Annotated in this window: 13 protein-coding genes and 1 pseudogene; 6 read left to right on the top strand and 8 right to left on the bottom strand. The window is 46.9% G+C overall.

Features of this window, described 5'->3' with window-relative positions:
• Window positions 1-3: 3 nt before the first annotated feature.
• From OU793_RS00070 to gloB, 3 genes and pseudogenes are all read right to left on the bottom strand, one after another.
• Window positions 4-690: a YIP1 family protein gene (locus OU793_RS00070; protein WP_005494291.1), complete on the bottom strand. Its 687-nt coding sequence runs from the start codon at window positions 688-690 to the stop codon at window positions 4-6.
• Window positions 687-2,272, bottom strand: a pseudogene (locus OU793_RS00065) (LysM peptidoglycan-binding domain-containing protein). Before OU793_RS00065 ends, OU793_RS00070 begins: the two are co-directional and overlap by 4 nt.
• A gap of 258 nt (window positions 2,273-2,530) precedes the next feature.
• Window positions 2,531-3,289 (bottom strand): hydroxyacylglutathione hydrolase, encoded by a 759-nt coding sequence (gene gloB / locus OU793_RS00060; RefSeq protein WP_005456739.1) that lies wholly within the window; start codon window positions 3,287-3,289, stop codon window positions 2,531-2,533.
• 38 nt (window positions 3,290-3,327) lie between these two features.
• On the opposite strand from gloB, the gene OU793_RS00055 reads away from it, so the two are divergent.
• Window positions 3,328-4,083 (top strand): class I SAM-dependent methyltransferase, encoded by a 756-nt coding sequence (locus OU793_RS00055; RefSeq protein WP_005481108.1) that lies wholly within the window; start codon window positions 3,328-3,330, stop codon window positions 4,081-4,083.
• A 4-nt stretch (window positions 4,084-4,087) separates the two neighbouring features.
• Here OU793_RS00055 and rnhA read toward each other — a convergent pair whose 3' ends face one another.
• Window positions 4,088-4,552, bottom strand: a complete 465-nt coding sequence (gene rnhA, locus OU793_RS00050; RefSeq protein WP_005484436.1) for a ribonuclease HI — start codon at window positions 4,550-4,552, stop codon at window positions 4,088-4,090.
• Window positions 4,553-4,610: 58 nt separating this feature from the next.
• On the opposite strand from rnhA, the gene dnaQ reads away from it, so the two are divergent.
• Window positions 4,611-5,333 carry a DNA polymerase III subunit epsilon gene (gene dnaQ / locus OU793_RS00045; RefSeq protein WP_005457782.1) on the top strand — a complete coding sequence of 241 codons (723 nt, stop codon included), beginning with the start codon at window positions 4,611-4,613 and terminating at the stop codon, window positions 5,331-5,333.
• A gap of 8 nt (window positions 5,334-5,341) precedes the next feature.
• Window positions 5,342-6,592, top strand: a complete 1,251-nt coding sequence (locus tag OU793_RS00040; RefSeq protein WP_140102930.1) for a TIGR03503 family protein — start codon at window positions 5,342-5,344, stop codon at window positions 6,590-6,592.
• 65 nt (window positions 6,593-6,657) lie between these two features.
• On the opposite strand, the gene OU793_RS00035 is transcribed toward OU793_RS00040, so the two are convergent.
• Both OU793_RS00035 and fadE read right to left on the bottom strand, forming a co-directional pair.
• A complete protein-coding gene (locus tag OU793_RS00035) occupies window positions 6,658-8,433 on the bottom strand; it encodes a SulP family inorganic anion transporter (RefSeq protein ID WP_159404040.1) in 1,776 nt (591 codons plus the stop codon).
• 191 nt (window positions 8,434-8,624) lie between these two features.
• Window positions 8,625-11,069 carry an acyl-CoA dehydrogenase FadE gene (gene fadE, locus OU793_RS00030; protein ID WP_021453365.1) on the bottom strand — a complete coding sequence of 815 codons (2,445 nt, stop codon included), beginning with the start codon at window positions 11,067-11,069 and terminating at the stop codon, window positions 8,625-8,627.
• A gap of 356 nt (window positions 11,070-11,425) precedes the next feature.
• Between fadE and lpcA the strand changes: the two genes are divergently transcribed.
• Both lpcA and OU793_RS00020 read left to right on the top strand, forming a co-directional pair.
• A complete protein-coding gene (gene lpcA, locus OU793_RS00025; RefSeq protein ID WP_005494304.1) occupies window positions 11,426-12,001 on the top strand; it encodes a D-sedoheptulose 7-phosphate isomerase in 576 nt (191 codons plus the stop codon).
• Window positions 12,002-12,053: 52 nt separating this feature from the next.
• Window positions 12,054-12,899 carry a class II glutamine amidotransferase gene (locus OU793_RS00020; protein WP_159404041.1) on the top strand — a complete coding sequence of 282 codons (846 nt, stop codon included), beginning with the start codon at window positions 12,054-12,056 and terminating at the stop codon, window positions 12,897-12,899.
• A gap of 80 nt (window positions 12,900-12,979) precedes the next feature.
• Here OU793_RS00020 and purN read toward each other — a convergent pair whose 3' ends face one another.
• Both purN and purM read right to left on the bottom strand, forming a co-directional pair.
• A complete protein-coding gene (gene purN / locus OU793_RS00015; RefSeq protein ID WP_140102927.1) occupies window positions 12,980-13,627 on the bottom strand; it encodes a phosphoribosylglycinamide formyltransferase in 648 nt (215 codons plus the stop codon).
• A gap of 129 nt (window positions 13,628-13,756) precedes the next feature.
• Entirely contained in the window at window positions 13,757-14,797 is a 1,041-nt protein-coding gene (purM, locus tag OU793_RS00010; protein ID WP_005457724.1) for a phosphoribosylformylglycinamidine cyclo-ligase, read from the bottom strand.
• Between the two features lie 180 nt (window positions 14,798-14,977).
• Here purM and upp point away from each other — a divergent pair, with 180 nt between their 5' ends.
• A complete protein-coding gene (upp, locus tag OU793_RS00005; protein WP_005457783.1) occupies window positions 14,978-15,604 on the top strand; it encodes a uracil phosphoribosyltransferase in 627 nt (208 codons plus the stop codon).
• Window positions 15,605-15,630 lie beyond the last annotated feature (26 nt).

The following is a 15,630-nucleotide window of genomic DNA, read 5'->3' as shown; positions in this document are numbered from 1 at the left end:
AGCTTAAGCGATAACGATGTACAACGCCCAAATCACGTAAAACGCGATCCAAGGCAGGCTCGAAATCACCAGAGCCTGTCCGCGTTCAAATTCAGTCCACGTTAATACCACGCCGTAACCTAGAACAATGTACCAAGGCAACAGAAGTGGCAGTGAGCTAGCAAAGTGAGACCATTCGTTGGTGAGTGGCAACTTCAGTAAGCCATTGAGACTGTTGAGATCCGCCGCATAGGTCATTACCTGACCATGTTTCAATAGTAAGCTTGCGTAGCTTGCAATGTCGCCCAATACCGCTGGAAACAAAATGGCGCACGATGCCGCAAACCATTTCCAATAACCGTATTGTTGTTTACTTGCTTTAGTCGCAAGGAAGAACCAAAACGCAAGCAACAAAAGCGTCGCAAAGCGATTGAACACGTCATTAATGATCGCACTTGCCATCAACGTGTTTGGTTCCAATAGCTCAATCTGCTGTGGGTCGATTTGTTGGAACTGTACAGTGAGTTGGTCACTTAACCACGTAAAATCAACGTTCGAAAAGTACGCGCCCCAAAATAGGAATGGGCTTAGCATCAAAAAGATGAAAGGTTGCCATCCCCAACCACCACGCTGATAAAGCGCAAGAAAACAAGAGGTTGGAGAACGGAATATATCCAACAACATTACGAGTGGGTTACTTGACGGGTTCATACACTTACCTTAGTTACATCTACGTACAGCTTAAGTTTTTGACCCGGTTTTAGGTACTTCTGCTTATGCAGCGAGTTCCATTTTACGATGTCGTTGCTCTTCACCTTGAATTTGCTTGCGATGCCACTGATGGTGTCGCCAGAGCGAACGTTGTAGAACACGGTACGAATCACGGCGCCTTGGTCTGATTTTTTCCAAATCACCAGCTTTTGACCGACGCGCAGGGTATCTTTTGGTCCCATGCCGTTCCATTTTGCTAGCGATTTGTGTGATACCTTGTTGTCACGAGCGATAGACCACAAACTTTCACCCGATTGCACAACGTGTGACAGTTTCAGCTGGCCACGAGCTTGCGATTGCGTTTTGTTCAAACGGTTTTGCGCTGTAAGTGCGTACTTTGAATCGTCTTTGGTTGACGTCGGAATAAGTAAGTACTGGCCAATGCGAATGTTGTTGTTCGACAGGCCGTTAGCACGACGAATCACTTTTGAGGTCGTACCGTATTTCTTCGCCAACATACTCAACGAGTCGCCAGATTTGACTTTGTAACGCGCGACTTTCATGCCTTTACCGCGATTGCTCTCAACTTGAGTTAAGAACGCATCCTTCTTCTCCACAGGAATAAGAAGCTGATGAGGCCCTTCTGGTGCGGTGGACCATTGGTTGTAGGCAGGGTTGTAGCTTTGCAGCTCTTTTACCCCGATGCCCGCGTAATCAGCAGCGATAGCGAGATCCAGTTGTTCTTTCGGATCGACCAACGTCAGCACTGGTTTGTTTGGGATAGATGGAATGTCGATACCGTACTTTTCTTGGTTTGCCACCACGTCCGCAAGAGCGAGAAGTTTTGGCACGTAGCTACTGGTCTCTTTTGGCAGATCTAAAGAGAAAAAGTCGACAGGTTTACCCAATTTTTTGTTCTTACGGATAGCGCTAGATACACACCGCCGCCACTATTGTAGGCTGCGATTGCGTGTTCCCAGTTTCCGTCAAAACGTTCATTTAATTGAACAAGATAATCCAATGCAGCATCGGTAGAGGCAGCGACATCGCGACGCCCGTCATACCAGTAGTTTTGTTCAAGCCCCATCATTTTCCCGGTGCCTGGAACAAACTGCCACAAACCTGCTGCGCTACCGTGCGAGTAAGCGAAAGCGTCAAATGAGCTTTCCACAACCGGTAGAAGAGCAAGCTCCATTGGCAACCCACGTTCTTCGATACGTTGCGTGATCATGTAAAGAAATGGCGCTGCACGTTTAGATACCGTGTACAGGTGGTTTGGGTGTTTCAAATACCACGTACGGTAATAATCCACTTTCTTGTTGTTTGGGATGTCCATTTCAAGCTGCATAGCAATACGTTGCCACACATCTTCTTGTTCCTGAGGGGAGAGAACTTTTGGCGTATCCTTGGCAGAATCTTTCGCCAAAGATTGTTTGTTTTTAGATTTAGTCTTAGTGGCATTCTGCTTAGCAGTTTGCTCTGACTTGTTGGTTTCTGGAGTTGGAGTGGTGGACGAATTTGGCTGGGTCAATTGACAGCCAGATAATAACAACACCAACGCCCAGCTATACTTCAAACGCATGGGTTCAGCCTATTTAGGGCCTTTTTATCTTCTCCTGCCTGTCGCGCAGCCTAAGTTGCGTGGCAGTCGTGAGATAATAGACATCTTTTAACACTAACTAATATTCAATAGAGGCGGAGAGCTTCTAAAATTATGCATGGGAGCGACATTCAAGTTGATTTATATCGACCCCAAACGTAAGAGAAGCGCCAGTGGCGCTTCCCAAAAAATCAGCCCCTGATAATACTGGGGTCTTGCAAACTTACAAGCAGAAAATGGTTAAAATTCGTTCTTCCACTCACGCAAAGCAGTAAAAACCGAGCATGGATCGCTATTTTTAATGCGGTTCGCGACAGACTTAACAACGTCTGGATTGGTGGTACGCAAGAATGGATTAATCCACTTTTCTTTTCGCAGCGTTGTTGGAAGGGTAGGAATGTTTAGTGCACGAAGGCGGTTCACATCGTCTCGGTATTGACGTAGTTGCTCGTTATCAGGTTCCACAGCCAGCGCAAAGGCAACGTTACTCGCTGTATATTCATGCGCGCAGAACACCTGTGTTTCTTCTGGAAGCGCTGCAATTTTGCTCAGAGACTCAAACATCTGCTCTGGTGTGCCTTCGAAAATACGACCGCAACCAGCAGAAAATAGCACGTCACCACAGAATAGCTTGCTATCGCCTACATACCCTATATGACCGAGCGTGTGCCCCGGCAAACCGAGCACCAAGAAGATTTCGCCGAACAGCTCAAGCTTATCGCCTTCTTCCATAGGAGTTGTTAAGGTCGGAATTGGCTCCGCTTTCGGGCCGACAACGGTGACGTGAGGAAATGCACGAACTAAATCTGGAACACCGCCAATGTGATCGTTGTGGTGGTGTGTAACTAAGATCGCTTCTAAAGTTAATTCGTTAGCCTGCAAATAATCTAATACTGGCTGTGCATCGCCTGGATCGACCACGGCGCAACGCTTGTCGCTATTTTGTATCAGCCAGATGTAATTATCATTAAATGCGGGTATGCTTTTGATCTCTAACACGATTCGTTCTCCGTCACCCTTTTTAAGTCAGGTGGTTAATGAAACCAGCACTCAGCAACAAAACTTTACCGCACCCATCGACTTGGTCAGCGATGAACAATGGGCCTTGGGTGCTTGAGTCAATCCAGACCCGACTTGATGAATGGTGTCCGAAATTGTTCGGCTACCATATGCTCAAACTGGGCGGGTTGAGCTGTGAGCTAACCAGCTGTAATTGTAACATTCAACACCAAGTCAACGTAGATATCCAGAACCCGTTGCACAATGTTATCGCAGATGGTTACGAATTGCCCTTTTTGGAAAAAAGCTTTGATGTCGTGATACTTGCCCATCAGCTTGATTATGCGAGTGATCCACACCGTCTGCTGCGAGAAGTCGACAGAGTGATGATGGATGATGGCTGTTTGATCATTACGGGTTTTAACCCAATTAGCTTTACTGGTTTGGCGAGTTTGTTCCCATGGCGTAAAAATAACTTGCCGTGGAGTGGGCGAATGTTTACTTCGAGCCGAATCAATGACTGGTTGGGGTTACTCAACTACCAAGTAATTCATTGTGATCGTTATGCGCTGTTTCCTATGACACGTTATCGCACCATGTGGACGTGGTTAGAAAACAGCTTGGGAGATTGGGCTTCTCCGGCGGGGAGCTTGTACTATATCGTCGCTCGTAAACGAACGTACCCTCTCAAGCCAATCAAACCACATTGGCGTCTAAAGAAAAAACTGACGCCGCTTGGCGTGATGAACCGAGAGGGATTTGGTGTGAAGAGAGTGTCGAGCCAGCGCTACTAGCGTATTAAGATGGCTGGTAGCCTGTATCTTCTTCTGTTGGGTTTTCTGCTGCTGTGCGGGCGAGTTCATCACAGATTTCGTTTTCTCTGTGTCCAGCATGGCCTTTAACCCAATGCCAATCCACTTGGTGGCGTGCCGTTTCTTTATCCAGTGCTTGCCATAAATCGGCGTTCTTCACGGGCTTTTTATCTGCGGTTTTCCAGCCGCGTTTTTTCCAGTTGTGAATCCACTGCGTGATCCCTTGGCGCACGTACTGACTATCGGTCGTCAGCGTGACACGGCACGGCTCTTTCAGTGTTTGCAGGGCGACAACAGCGGCTAACATTTCCATGCGATTGTTGGTGGTGAGGGTGTAGCCTTTGGAGAGCGTCTTTTCTACGTCTTTGTAGCGTAAGACGATGCCGTAGCCACCAGGGCCTGGATTTCCTAAACAAGATCCGTCTGTGAAAATCTCAACGTGTTTGGTCATATTTTTGGTACTATTAGCCGAAACATTTAATAAAGCATAGTCTGACATACATAACCTTATGAATACCAGCAGCAATTCTGAACATAATCGCATTGTCGTTCTCGATACCGAAACCACAGGTATGAACCAAGAAGGTGGTCCGCACTACTTAGGTCACCGCATCATCGAAATCGGTGCCGTGGAGATCATCAACCGTAAGCTGACTGGTCGTCATTTCCATGTGTACATTAAGCCCGATCGTGAAATTCAACCTGAGGCGATACAAGTACACGGTATTACCGATGAATTCTTGGTAGATAAACCGGAATACGCGAGTATCCACCAAGAGTTTCTTGATTTTATCAAAGGCGCAGAACTGGTTGCGCATAACGCGCCCTTCGATACTGGCTTCATGGATTATGAGTTTGAAAAACTCGATCCAACAATTGGTAAAACCGACGATTACTGCAAGGTGACGGATACGCTTGCCATGGCGAAGAAAATCTTCCCGGGCAAGCGCAACAACCTCGACGTATTATGTGAACGTTACGGCATTGATAACTCGCACCGTACACTCCACGGGGCATTGCTCGATGCGGAGATTCTAGCCGACGTTTACCTACTGATGACTGGTGGGCAAACGAGTCTAGAATTTAACGCCAACAAACAAGAAGGCGGGGTAGAAACCATTCGCCGCATTGAAGGAAGAAAAGCACTAAAGGTTTTGCGTGCAACTGCCGATGAATTAGAAGCGCACCAGAAAAGATTAGAACTGGTAAACGACTGTATTTGGCACCAATAGGAGAAGCTATGTTGAGGGCTTTGTCGGTCGCTATTTTAGCGATCTGGAGTTGTTTCGCATTTGCCGCGAGCGAGTCCGCCATGTCTTTGTTGGATAACCGTTTTCGTGTCGACCCGACCATCGAACAGATTACTTTTCTGGTTTATCGTGAACAAAGTTCTCAACCTGTTGTGTTAGTTCGTCCAGATGGTAAAAAATATTACGCGTGGGGCTCTTACGACAACGTTCGTTGGTATCAAGAACCATCACTCGACATCATTTCAGTCGACAACCCAATGCCCGGCCCTTGGCAAGCTGTGGGGAAAGTAACCCCAAAAAACAACATCCGCTTAATTTCACATCTCAAGCTCAGCACCGATGTATTCCCTAACCGTCTCTATAACGGAGAAGCGCTCAAGTTCACCGCGCGTTTAACTTCAGACGATAAGCCGCTTGTCCTGCGAGACTTTCTCGACCGCGTCAACTTGCGCGTTACCTTTACTAAGTTTGTCGAAAATGAAGACGAACTGATAAAAGAAGCACGGCCAGTGCCGATGATCATTGGCGAATTTTCTGATGATGGTCGCGGTCTGGATGAACAAGCGGGCGATGGCGTCTTCACCGTTCAATTACCTATCGAAGTGGAACCGGGCAAGTACCGCGCACGAATCACTTCTGGAAACGGCGTATTTTTGCGTGCGCAAGAACAGGTGATTTTGGTGTACCCAAACCCAGTCTCACGTACGTTTATTCAATCTCGTAGCCCAGAGAAACCACATCAGCTGGTGGTTAGCGGTGAGCAAGGTATGATTGCTCCCGGTTCTATCGCGGTAAATGTCGAGCAAAATGCACCTGATGGCTTCATTACCTACAGCCAAGGGCAAGTGTCACAGGATGGTATGAAAACCACCTTGAACTTGGATAATGATCCTGAACTGGGCAAGTACTCATGGCGCGGAGAAATCTTTGCAACGGATTTCGCAACCCAGCGTGCACTGGTGTTTCCTATTCAAGAACAAACCTTCAGTGTCGTTGATGAAGTAGATTTAGAAGCTGCCCGCGTCGCCAAAGAAGCAGAGCTGGCCGAGCAACGCCGTATTGAGATAGAAAAACGCATCATTGCAGAGCGCGAAGCTGAGCGTAAACGCAGCATGATCATCATTGCGGTCGGCAACGTAGTGATGCTTTTGATTGCTATCGTGGCTTGGATTGTGTGGCGCAAGTTAAAAGCGAAACGACAAGCCATGCCTGAAATGCAATTGGAAGTGCCAAAGAAATAAGGCAGAAGAGTTAGAGAAAGAACGGAGCCCATCGGCTCCGTTTTTTGTTTATCTTAGATTATCGCTTAAGCCACTTCTGGAATTGGCTTTGGTGGTTGTTCCAAGTCGGGTTCTTTTTGCACGGTCGGAACAATCCCTTCACCGACAGCACTGAGGTAGCTACCACTGAGTTTGATCGCAAGGTACATATCGGCACGCAGCAAAACCCCGCCTTCACTGGTATTTATTCCCGTTAACTCACACCATTGACGCAAGCGGCGTTTTCTTCCTGCGAGGACTAATCGTATTCCTCTTTTCTTGAGCACTTCGTGAATGTCGGCCAATGTTGCCATGACACTCAAATCTAGGTGAGTAAAGCTTGATACGGCATCGACTACGACACAGCTGACATCTTTGTTTTGCTCTGCGTGCTCTAGCAAACGACGCTTAAAGTACGGCGCATTAAAGTAGGTCAACGGTGAGTTGAAGCGATAAATCACCATTCCCGGAATTGGAGACGCTTTTCCGGTTTCATCAATGGTGCGAATGGTGCCTTTTTCATCCAGACCAAGTAGTTGGTCACTTGGTCGCATGACGATGCGTAAAAACTGAAATAGGCCTAATAGAACTGCCAGTGTGATACCTGGAATAACCCCAATTACTAACACGGAAATAAAGGTGATGGTGGCAAGGTAAAAGGCATCTTTGTCACGTGTTTTCAGTATCCATATGGCTTTGAGATCAAGCAGTGACAGTGACGCGATGATGAGTACCACGCCGAGTGACGCAATAGGGATGAACTGTAACGGCTCGTAAATAAAGACCGCGATAATAGCAATGGTGATGGCTGCCACAATCGATACCAATTGCGATTTTCCCCCATTGGCGTCGTTAACGGCGGTACGAGAATCTGCGCCGCTGATGGCAAAGCCTTGCGAGAAAGCAGAAGCAATATTGGCAAAACCCAATGCCTGAAACTCTTTATTAGCGTCAATGTCGTAGCCGTTCTTTGCTGCGAAGCTGCGCGCGGTCAGCATCATGCTGACAAAGCTAACGATCGCTAAGTTTAACGCTGGCACGACGAGCTCACGCACTTCGCCAAGCTCAAATTGTGGGGCTTGAAATTGAGGGAAACCACCTTGAGTTAAGCCGACTACGGCCACGTCCATTTCTTGTAAGTGCAGTAGCCAAACCGATGCTGTAGTAACCAGTATGGCAAGCATTGCTGCAGGCCAAGTAGGACGGTAGCGTTTGGTTACCAAATAGACCACCACCGTCGCTACACTTAACGCAACGGTTGGCCAATGAAGTTCTGCCAAGCGTTGTGGAGCTTCCCATAATCGTTCAAGTAGATAGCGTTGTTCGTATTTCAAACCCACGACTTTCGCAAACTGACCGACAATGATGGTCAACGCCACGCCGTTGAGTAGCCCTAAGAGGATTGGGCGGGAAAGGAAGTCAGCAAAAATGCCCAGTTTGAAACGGCTGGCCAGTACACACCAAATACCTGTCATGGCTGTCATGGTCATGACGAGCTGCCAGTGTTTGGTTGGGTCGCCAGCGGCAATTGGGGTAACGACGGCGGCGATGACGGCACAGGTTGCGGCGTCCGGGCCAACAATGAGTTGTCGGGAAGTGCCCATTAAAGCGTAAACCAGCATCGGCAGCACGCATGAGTAGAGGCCGACGATAGCAGAAACGCCAGTTAGCTGCGCATAAGCAATAGCAACAGGTAGTGCAACAGCAACAACAGAAAATGCTGCTCTAAAGTCATTCACGAGCCATTCTTTTTGATAGTTTTTAAGTTGAATGAGACCTGGGAACCACTGAGCGAATAAGAGTCTAGCCAACAGATTTTCCATATATGTGGTTGAGATACGGTAAAGTATACATCGTTAATGGGTAAGGTCTGTGAGCTATTTATCACTCATATCGCGATCAATTGGTTTGGCTGTGGTTACAACGGTTGTCTGAGAGTGAGCATCGGATGCGTCGAAAGGGAGGGGGCGTGATGGGGAGCCAAAGCTCCCGTTTTTGTCTTTCTTATTGGCTTTTAAGCAACGCTATCCATTTGAGGGTAAAGAGGCTTTGCTGCCAATAGTTCCGGCTCAAAATCGTCAACGTTAATGGTATCGAGACGATGTTGCTCGGCTTCTCTCAGCAGTTCTGCTTCTTCTTGAGTGATCACACCTTGATCTAGACCTTCTTGGGCAATCATGTCCAAGCGGAGGAATGGACGACGTTTACCTTGCGCTTTACAAACTTTGTCGAACACAGGCTCAGCTTGAAGAATCACAGACAGTGCCAGCTCAATCTTACCTGCTGGGTTGTGCTCTGTTGGCTCTAGGTATTGGCCACGGCCAATGCGCGAGCGTGTTGCACTTGGGGTTTGTAGAATACGTGCCACTTTACTGTCTAGCTTGTCACTTGGTGCTTTGCGTACACGACCGAATGGCATAATCAGAACGCGAAGTGTGCGGCCAATGACTTTGTTCGGGAAGTTTGCTAGGAACTCATCAACGGCGATTTCTGCTTGTTTTAAGCTATCTTGTAGACCCCAGTGAACCAAAGCCAAATCTTCAGCTGGACGACCATCTTGTTCAAAACGTTTTAGCGTCGCGGAGCTTAGGTATAGCTGACTGAGAATGTCACCTAAACGCGCAGATAAGCGCTCTTTACGTTTCAACGAACCACCAAGTACCGCCATTGAGATATCAGACAGAAGCGCTAGGTTGGCACTGTAACGGTTTAGCTGTTGGTAGTAGCGTTTCGTTGCATCTTTAGTCGGTGCCGATGAACCTAGGCCATCGCTTAAACCAAACCAAATACTGCGAACGAGGTTACTCATGGTAAAGCTCACGTGGCCAGCTAACGCTTTGTCGAATTTCTCAACCGCGTCGCTTGCTTCTGAGTATGCTGCGTTCATTTCTTCAAGCACGTATGGGTGACAACGAATCGCACCTTGACCGAAGATGATCATCGAACGAGTCAGAATGTTTGCACCTTCTACCGTTACGGCGATTGGAGAGCCTTGGTAGCCACGAGCGAGGAAGTTCGAAGGGCCTAAACAAATGCCTTTACCGCCGACAATGTCCATCGCGTCGATGATGCTTTGTTGACCGCGGTGGGTACAGTGGTACTTCACAATTGCAGAAATAACCGATGGCTTTTCACCTAGGTCGATACCTGCAACAGTTAGGTTGCTGGCCGCATCCATGACGTATGCATTACCGCCAAGACGCGCCAATGGCTCTTCAACGCCTTCCATGTGACCGATTGGTTGTTTGAACTGACGACGAATGCGAGAGTATGCACCCGTTGCCATCGCAGCCGATTTGATACCACCCGTCGAGTTAGAAGGTAGCGTGATGCCACGGCCGACCGACAGACATTCCACCAGCATGCGCCAGCCTTGCCCTGCCATTTTCTCACCACCGATGATGAAATCGATAGGAACGAAAATGTCTTTACCACGGGTTGGACCGTTCTGGAATGGCACGTTTAGTGGGAAATGACGGTTGCCGATTTCTACACCTTTCACATCCGTTGGGATCAGCGCACATGTGATACCAAGATCTTCTTTATCACCAAGCAGGCCTTCTGGGTCACGCAGTTTGAATGCAAGGCCAAGTACCGTCGCAACAGGTGCAAGTGTGATGTAGCGTTTGTTCCACGTTAGACGCATACCCAACACTTCTTTGCCTTCCCATTCTCCTTTACAAACGACGCCGTAATCTGGGATTGAGCCTGCGTCTGAGCCAGCCTCTGGGCTAGTTAGCGCGAAACATGGGATTTCTTTACCTTCGGCTAGGCGAGGTAAGTAATAGTTTTTCTGATCTTCTGTACCGTAGTGTTGCAAGAGCTCGCCTGGGCCTAATGAGTTAGGCACACCAACGGTAGAAGAAAGTACGCCAGAAACACCCGTCAGCTTTTGCAGTACCAAAGATTGAGCGTATGCAGAGAACTCTAGACCACCGTACTTTTTCTTGATGATCATGGCGAAGAATTTGTTGTCTTTCAGATACTGCCAAACTTCAGGTGGTAAATCCGCGAGTTCATGCGTTACTTGGAAGTCGCTGACCATAGCACACACTTCGTTTACTGGGCCGTCTAAGAACGCTTGCTCTTCAGCGCTAAGTTTTGGCGCTTGAATTGCGTGTAATTTTTCCCATTCAGGTTTACCTTTGAATAGCTCAGCTTCCCACCATACGGTACCAGCATCGAGAGCTTCTTTTTCAGTTTGAGACATCGCAGGTAGCACAGTCTTAAACAACGCCAGTGCCTTACGGCTAATAAGCGATTGGCGGATACCAGAAACGGCAAAGACCGCGATTGCAAGCACATACAGTGCCCAGCCAATAACGCCAACTGAGCCTGTGATAGTCAGCACTAGCATGGCAGCAGTTAGTAGGCTGACGGATTTAACGAGTGACATTCTGTGGTAAAGCGTAATGCCTAACACAACAGCCATCGCAACGATAGAGAGCAAGATGTCCATATAATTTTTCCTTTTCAGACTTTATAAATGTTGTACGTCTGTATTTTGGTAAGAGGTCTAACCAGTTGGTGTAAGTGTAATCAAAATATTAAAGAAATGTAAAACACAAGATTGAGTAAAAAGTGATCTAAGTAGAGTTAAAATTCTAAAGTTGCGAATTGAGTGATGGTTTCGTAAGCAAGTTGACAAGTTTATTACTGTCACCAATCCAAATCTGGAGGTTCACTATCGACACTAATTCTCGTTTGTGGGTAAACTCAGTGTTATGAAATGTCCGGTGCTAAAATGGCATCAGAACCATTTACTAAGGCGAAGCGAATGCGCATTTACGCCCGAAATAATAAAGAGAACGTCTTATGTACCAAGATCTGATTAGAAGTGAATTGAACGAAGCTGCTGAAGTGCTCAACAAATTTTTAAGCGATGACCATAACATTGCTCAAATCGAAGCGGCAGCGAAGATGATTGCCGATTCTTTTAAGCAAGATGGTAAGGTGCTGTCGTGTGGTAACGGTGGTTCGCACTGTGACGCAATGCACTTCGCAGAAGAGCTAACGGGGCGTTACCGTGATAATCGCCCAGGATACGCTGGTATTGCGATTTCAGATCCAAGCCACCTTTCTTGTGTCAGTAACGATTTTGGTTACGACTTTGTCTTTTCTCGTTACGTTGAAGCGGTAGGCCGCAAAGGTGATGTTCTGTTTGGTTTGTCGACATCTGGCAACTCAGGCAATATTCTTAAAGCGATTGAAGCTGCGAAAGCGAAAGGCATGAAGACCATCGCACTGACGGGTAAAGATGGCGGTAAAATGGCTGGTCTTGCTGATGTTGAAATTCGTGTACCACACTTTGGTTATGCAGACCGTATTCAAGAAGTACATATTAAGATTATTCACATCATCATTCAGTTGATTGAAAAAGAGATGGAATAATTTTCTGCAGCCACTTTTTCGACTGTGGTTTAGGTAAGGAGTTCGTTAAACGATGTGTGAATTGCTCGGCATGAGCGCCAATGTTCCAACGGATATCTGTTTCAGCTTTACAGGGCTGATGCTGCGTGGAGGTCGTACTGGCCCGCACCGTGATGGTTGGGGAATTACTTTTTATGAAGGTAAAGGTTTTCGAACCTTTAAAGACCCAAAACCAAGCTGTGAGTCCCAAATTGCTGAATTGGTGCAAAACTATCCGATCAAAAGTCGTGCGGTTGTGAGTCATATTCGCCAAGCAAACCGTGGCGGAGTGAATTTAGAAAATACGCACCCATTCACACGTGAGTTGTGGGGCAAGTATTGGACCTTTGCTCACAATGGTCAGCTGTCTGATTACCAAGACCTGTACACTGGGCGCCATCGTCCTGTTGGTCAAACAGACAGTGAGCTCGCGTTTTGTTGGCTGCTAAAGCAGATGGAAGATAGATATCCAGAGCCTCCTCAGGACATGGAATCTGTTTTTCTCTACATCGCTAAGTGTTGCGATCAGCTCAAAGAAAAAGGCGTGTTCAATATGTTGCTCAGCGACGGCGAGTTTGTCATGACGTATTGTACTAATCACTTGTATTGGATTACGCGTCGCGCTCCGTTTGGCAAGGCCGCTTTGCTAGATGAAGATGTGGAGATCAACTTCCAAGAAGAAACAACACCAAACGATGTTGTTTCTGTCATTGCAACTCAGCCTTTAACCGGCAATGAGACTTGGCATCGAATGAAGCCTGGTGAATATGGTTTGTTTCACCTTGGTGAACTGATCCAAAACAATGCATCTGATTTGAAAGATGTGCCATTTGCAGCGCCCAAACCGGGTAATCAAGCTCCGACCGAACCGTTGGAATAACGACGTTTCTAGACATCAAGTTTTCCAAATAACAAAAAGGCAGTCACTCGACTGCCTTTTTTTGATGCGTTAAAAAGTACTTATTCTTCTTCAGAGGCAGCGTAGCCATGAGGACCGAGTTCTTTGCCATCTAACCAAGCTTTGCCATCTTGCATGATTAAACGCTCTTCAACGAGCCACTTAGTCACGATAGGGTAAATGGTGTGCTCTTGAGTTTGTACACGCGCAGCGAGTGCTGCTGCATCATCATCTTCAAATACTGGCACTTTTGCTTGAAGAACTACGGGACCGCCGTCTAACTCTTCTGTGACAAAGTGAACACTTGTGCCGTGCTCTTTGTCTTTGGCGTCAATCGCGCGCTGGTGGGTGTGTAAACCCGGGTATTTAGGTAGAAGAGAAGGGTGAATGTTGATCATCTTACCGAGATAGTGCGAAACAAATGCACCGCTAAGAATGCGCATGTACCCTGCAAGAACGACAACATTGGGCTGATACTTGTCAATTTGTTGCATCAACTCGGCATCGAATGCCTCGCGTGACTCGAACGCTTTTGGGTCAACAAAGTGGCCATCAACATTAAACTGTTTTGCACGTTCTAGGCCGTATGCGTCAGATTTATTAGAAAATACTGCTGCAACGTGTGCGTTAGGCATGCTGTTTTCACAAGCTTCTAAAATGGCTTGTAAGTTACTGCCGTTACCTGAAATTAGGACCACGATGTTTTTCATGATGTTGGGACTGCCTTGATATTGTAGGTTCTATAAATTACCTACTATTAGAATGGTTTTCGATGTTCCAGATAGCAGAATGAGGACGTGGCGTCCTCATTCATTTTATTTTTTAGCGTGATTCACAAGTTAGTTGATTTCAACTTGCTCTTCATTTGCTTCTGCTTGAGCAATTTCACCAATCACCCATGCGTTTTCGCCTTCTTCTTTAAGAAGTGCAACCGCCGCGTCTGCTTGGTCTTTTGGTAGTGCAACGACTAGACCAACACCACAGTTGAACGTACGGTACATTTCGTGCGTTTCAACGTTGCCTTTCTCTTGCAGCCATTTGAAAATGATTGGCCATTCCCAGCTGTTACCGTCGATAACGGCTTTTGTGCCTTCAGGCAGTACGCGAGGGATGTTTTCCCAGAAACCACCACCCGTAATGTGAGAAATCGCGTGGATATCGTGTTTCTCGATCATCTTAAGTGCAGATTTGATGTAAATCTTCGTTGGTTCTAGTAGGTGCTCACCGATAGTGCGACCTGCTAGCTCTTCGTTTTTATCTGCGCCAGAAACTTCTAGAATCTTACGGATAAGTGAGTAACCGTTTGAGTGTGGACCGCTTGAGCCGACAGCGATCAGTGCGTCGCCTGCTGCTACTTTAGTGCCGTCAATCACGTCTTCTTTTTCCACTACGCCTACACAGAAACCCGCAACGTCGTAGTCTTCGCCTTCGTACATGCCTGGCATTTCAGCCGTTTCACCACCGATAAGTGCACAACCAGCTTGAACACAGCCATCAGCAATACCAGAAACCACGTCTGCTGCTGTGTCTACGTCTAGTTTGCCTGTAGCGTAGTAGTCTAGGAAGAATAGGGGCTCGGCACCTTGAACGATTAGGTCGTTTACACACATTGCCACTAGGTCGATACCGATAGTGTCGTGCTTGTTCATATCCAGTGCTAGGCGAAGTTTTGTGCCTACACCGTCAGTACCAGAAACCAGTACAGGTTGTTTGTATTTGGTTGGCAATTCGCATAAAGCGCCAAAACCACCGATACCACCCATCACTTCAGGGCGACGAGTACGTTTCACCGCACCCTTAATACGATCTACAAGCGCATTGCCTGCATCAATATCGACACCAGCGTCTTTATAGCTAAGAGAAGAGTTGTTACCACTCACAGGGAAGTCCTCGGTATTTAAGTTGGATATGAAAACGGCGCTATTCTACCAGTGGTTAAATACAGATAGCAAACGTTTGCGTCTGTTTTTTTCTTTAGTGATATATCCTGAAATCCCTGTGAAAATCATGTATAATCTGAAGGTTTGTTTAAATATTGCCAACTATAGCCGGAGATGGACATGAAAGTTGTTGAAGTAAAGCACCCTCTTGTAAAACACAAAATTGGTCTAATGAGAGAAGGTGACATCAGCACAAAGCGTTTTCGTGAGTTAGCGACAGAAGTCGGTAGCCTACTTACTTACGAAGCGACAGCAGACTTTGAAACAGAGAAAGTAACCATTGAAGGTTGGAACGGTCCGGTAGAAGTTGACCAAATCAAAGGTAAAAAAGTAACAGTAGTGCCAATCCTACGTGCAGGTCTAGGCATGATGGATGGCGTTCTTGAGCACATGCCAAGCGCTCGTATCAGTGTTGTTGGTATTTACCGTGATGAAGAAACACTTGAGCCAGTACCTTATTTCAACAAGCTAGCGTCTAACATTGATGAGCGTATTGCTCTAGTTGTTGACCCAATGCTAGCAACTGGCGGTTCGATGATCGCGACTATCGACCTACTAAAAGAGAAAGGCTGTCAGTCAATTAAAGTTCTTGTTCTAGTTGCTGCTCCAGAAGGTATTGAAGCACTAGAAAAAGCGCACCCAGACGTTGAGCTTTACACTGCGGCAATCGATGAGAAGCTAAACGACAAAGGCTACATCGTTCCTGGTCTTGGTGATGCAGGTGATAAGATTTTCGGTACTAAGTAATTAGTTACTCCGAATAAAACAAAGGC

Source organism: Vibrio sp. VP6, from assembly GCF_028823755.1.
GTDB classification, from domain to species: Bacteria; Pseudomonadota; Gammaproteobacteria; order Enterobacterales; family Vibrionaceae; genus Vibrio; species Vibrio parahaemolyticus.
Note: the sequence above shows the minus strand (reverse complement) of the source record. Positions and strands in the feature narration are given on the sequence as shown.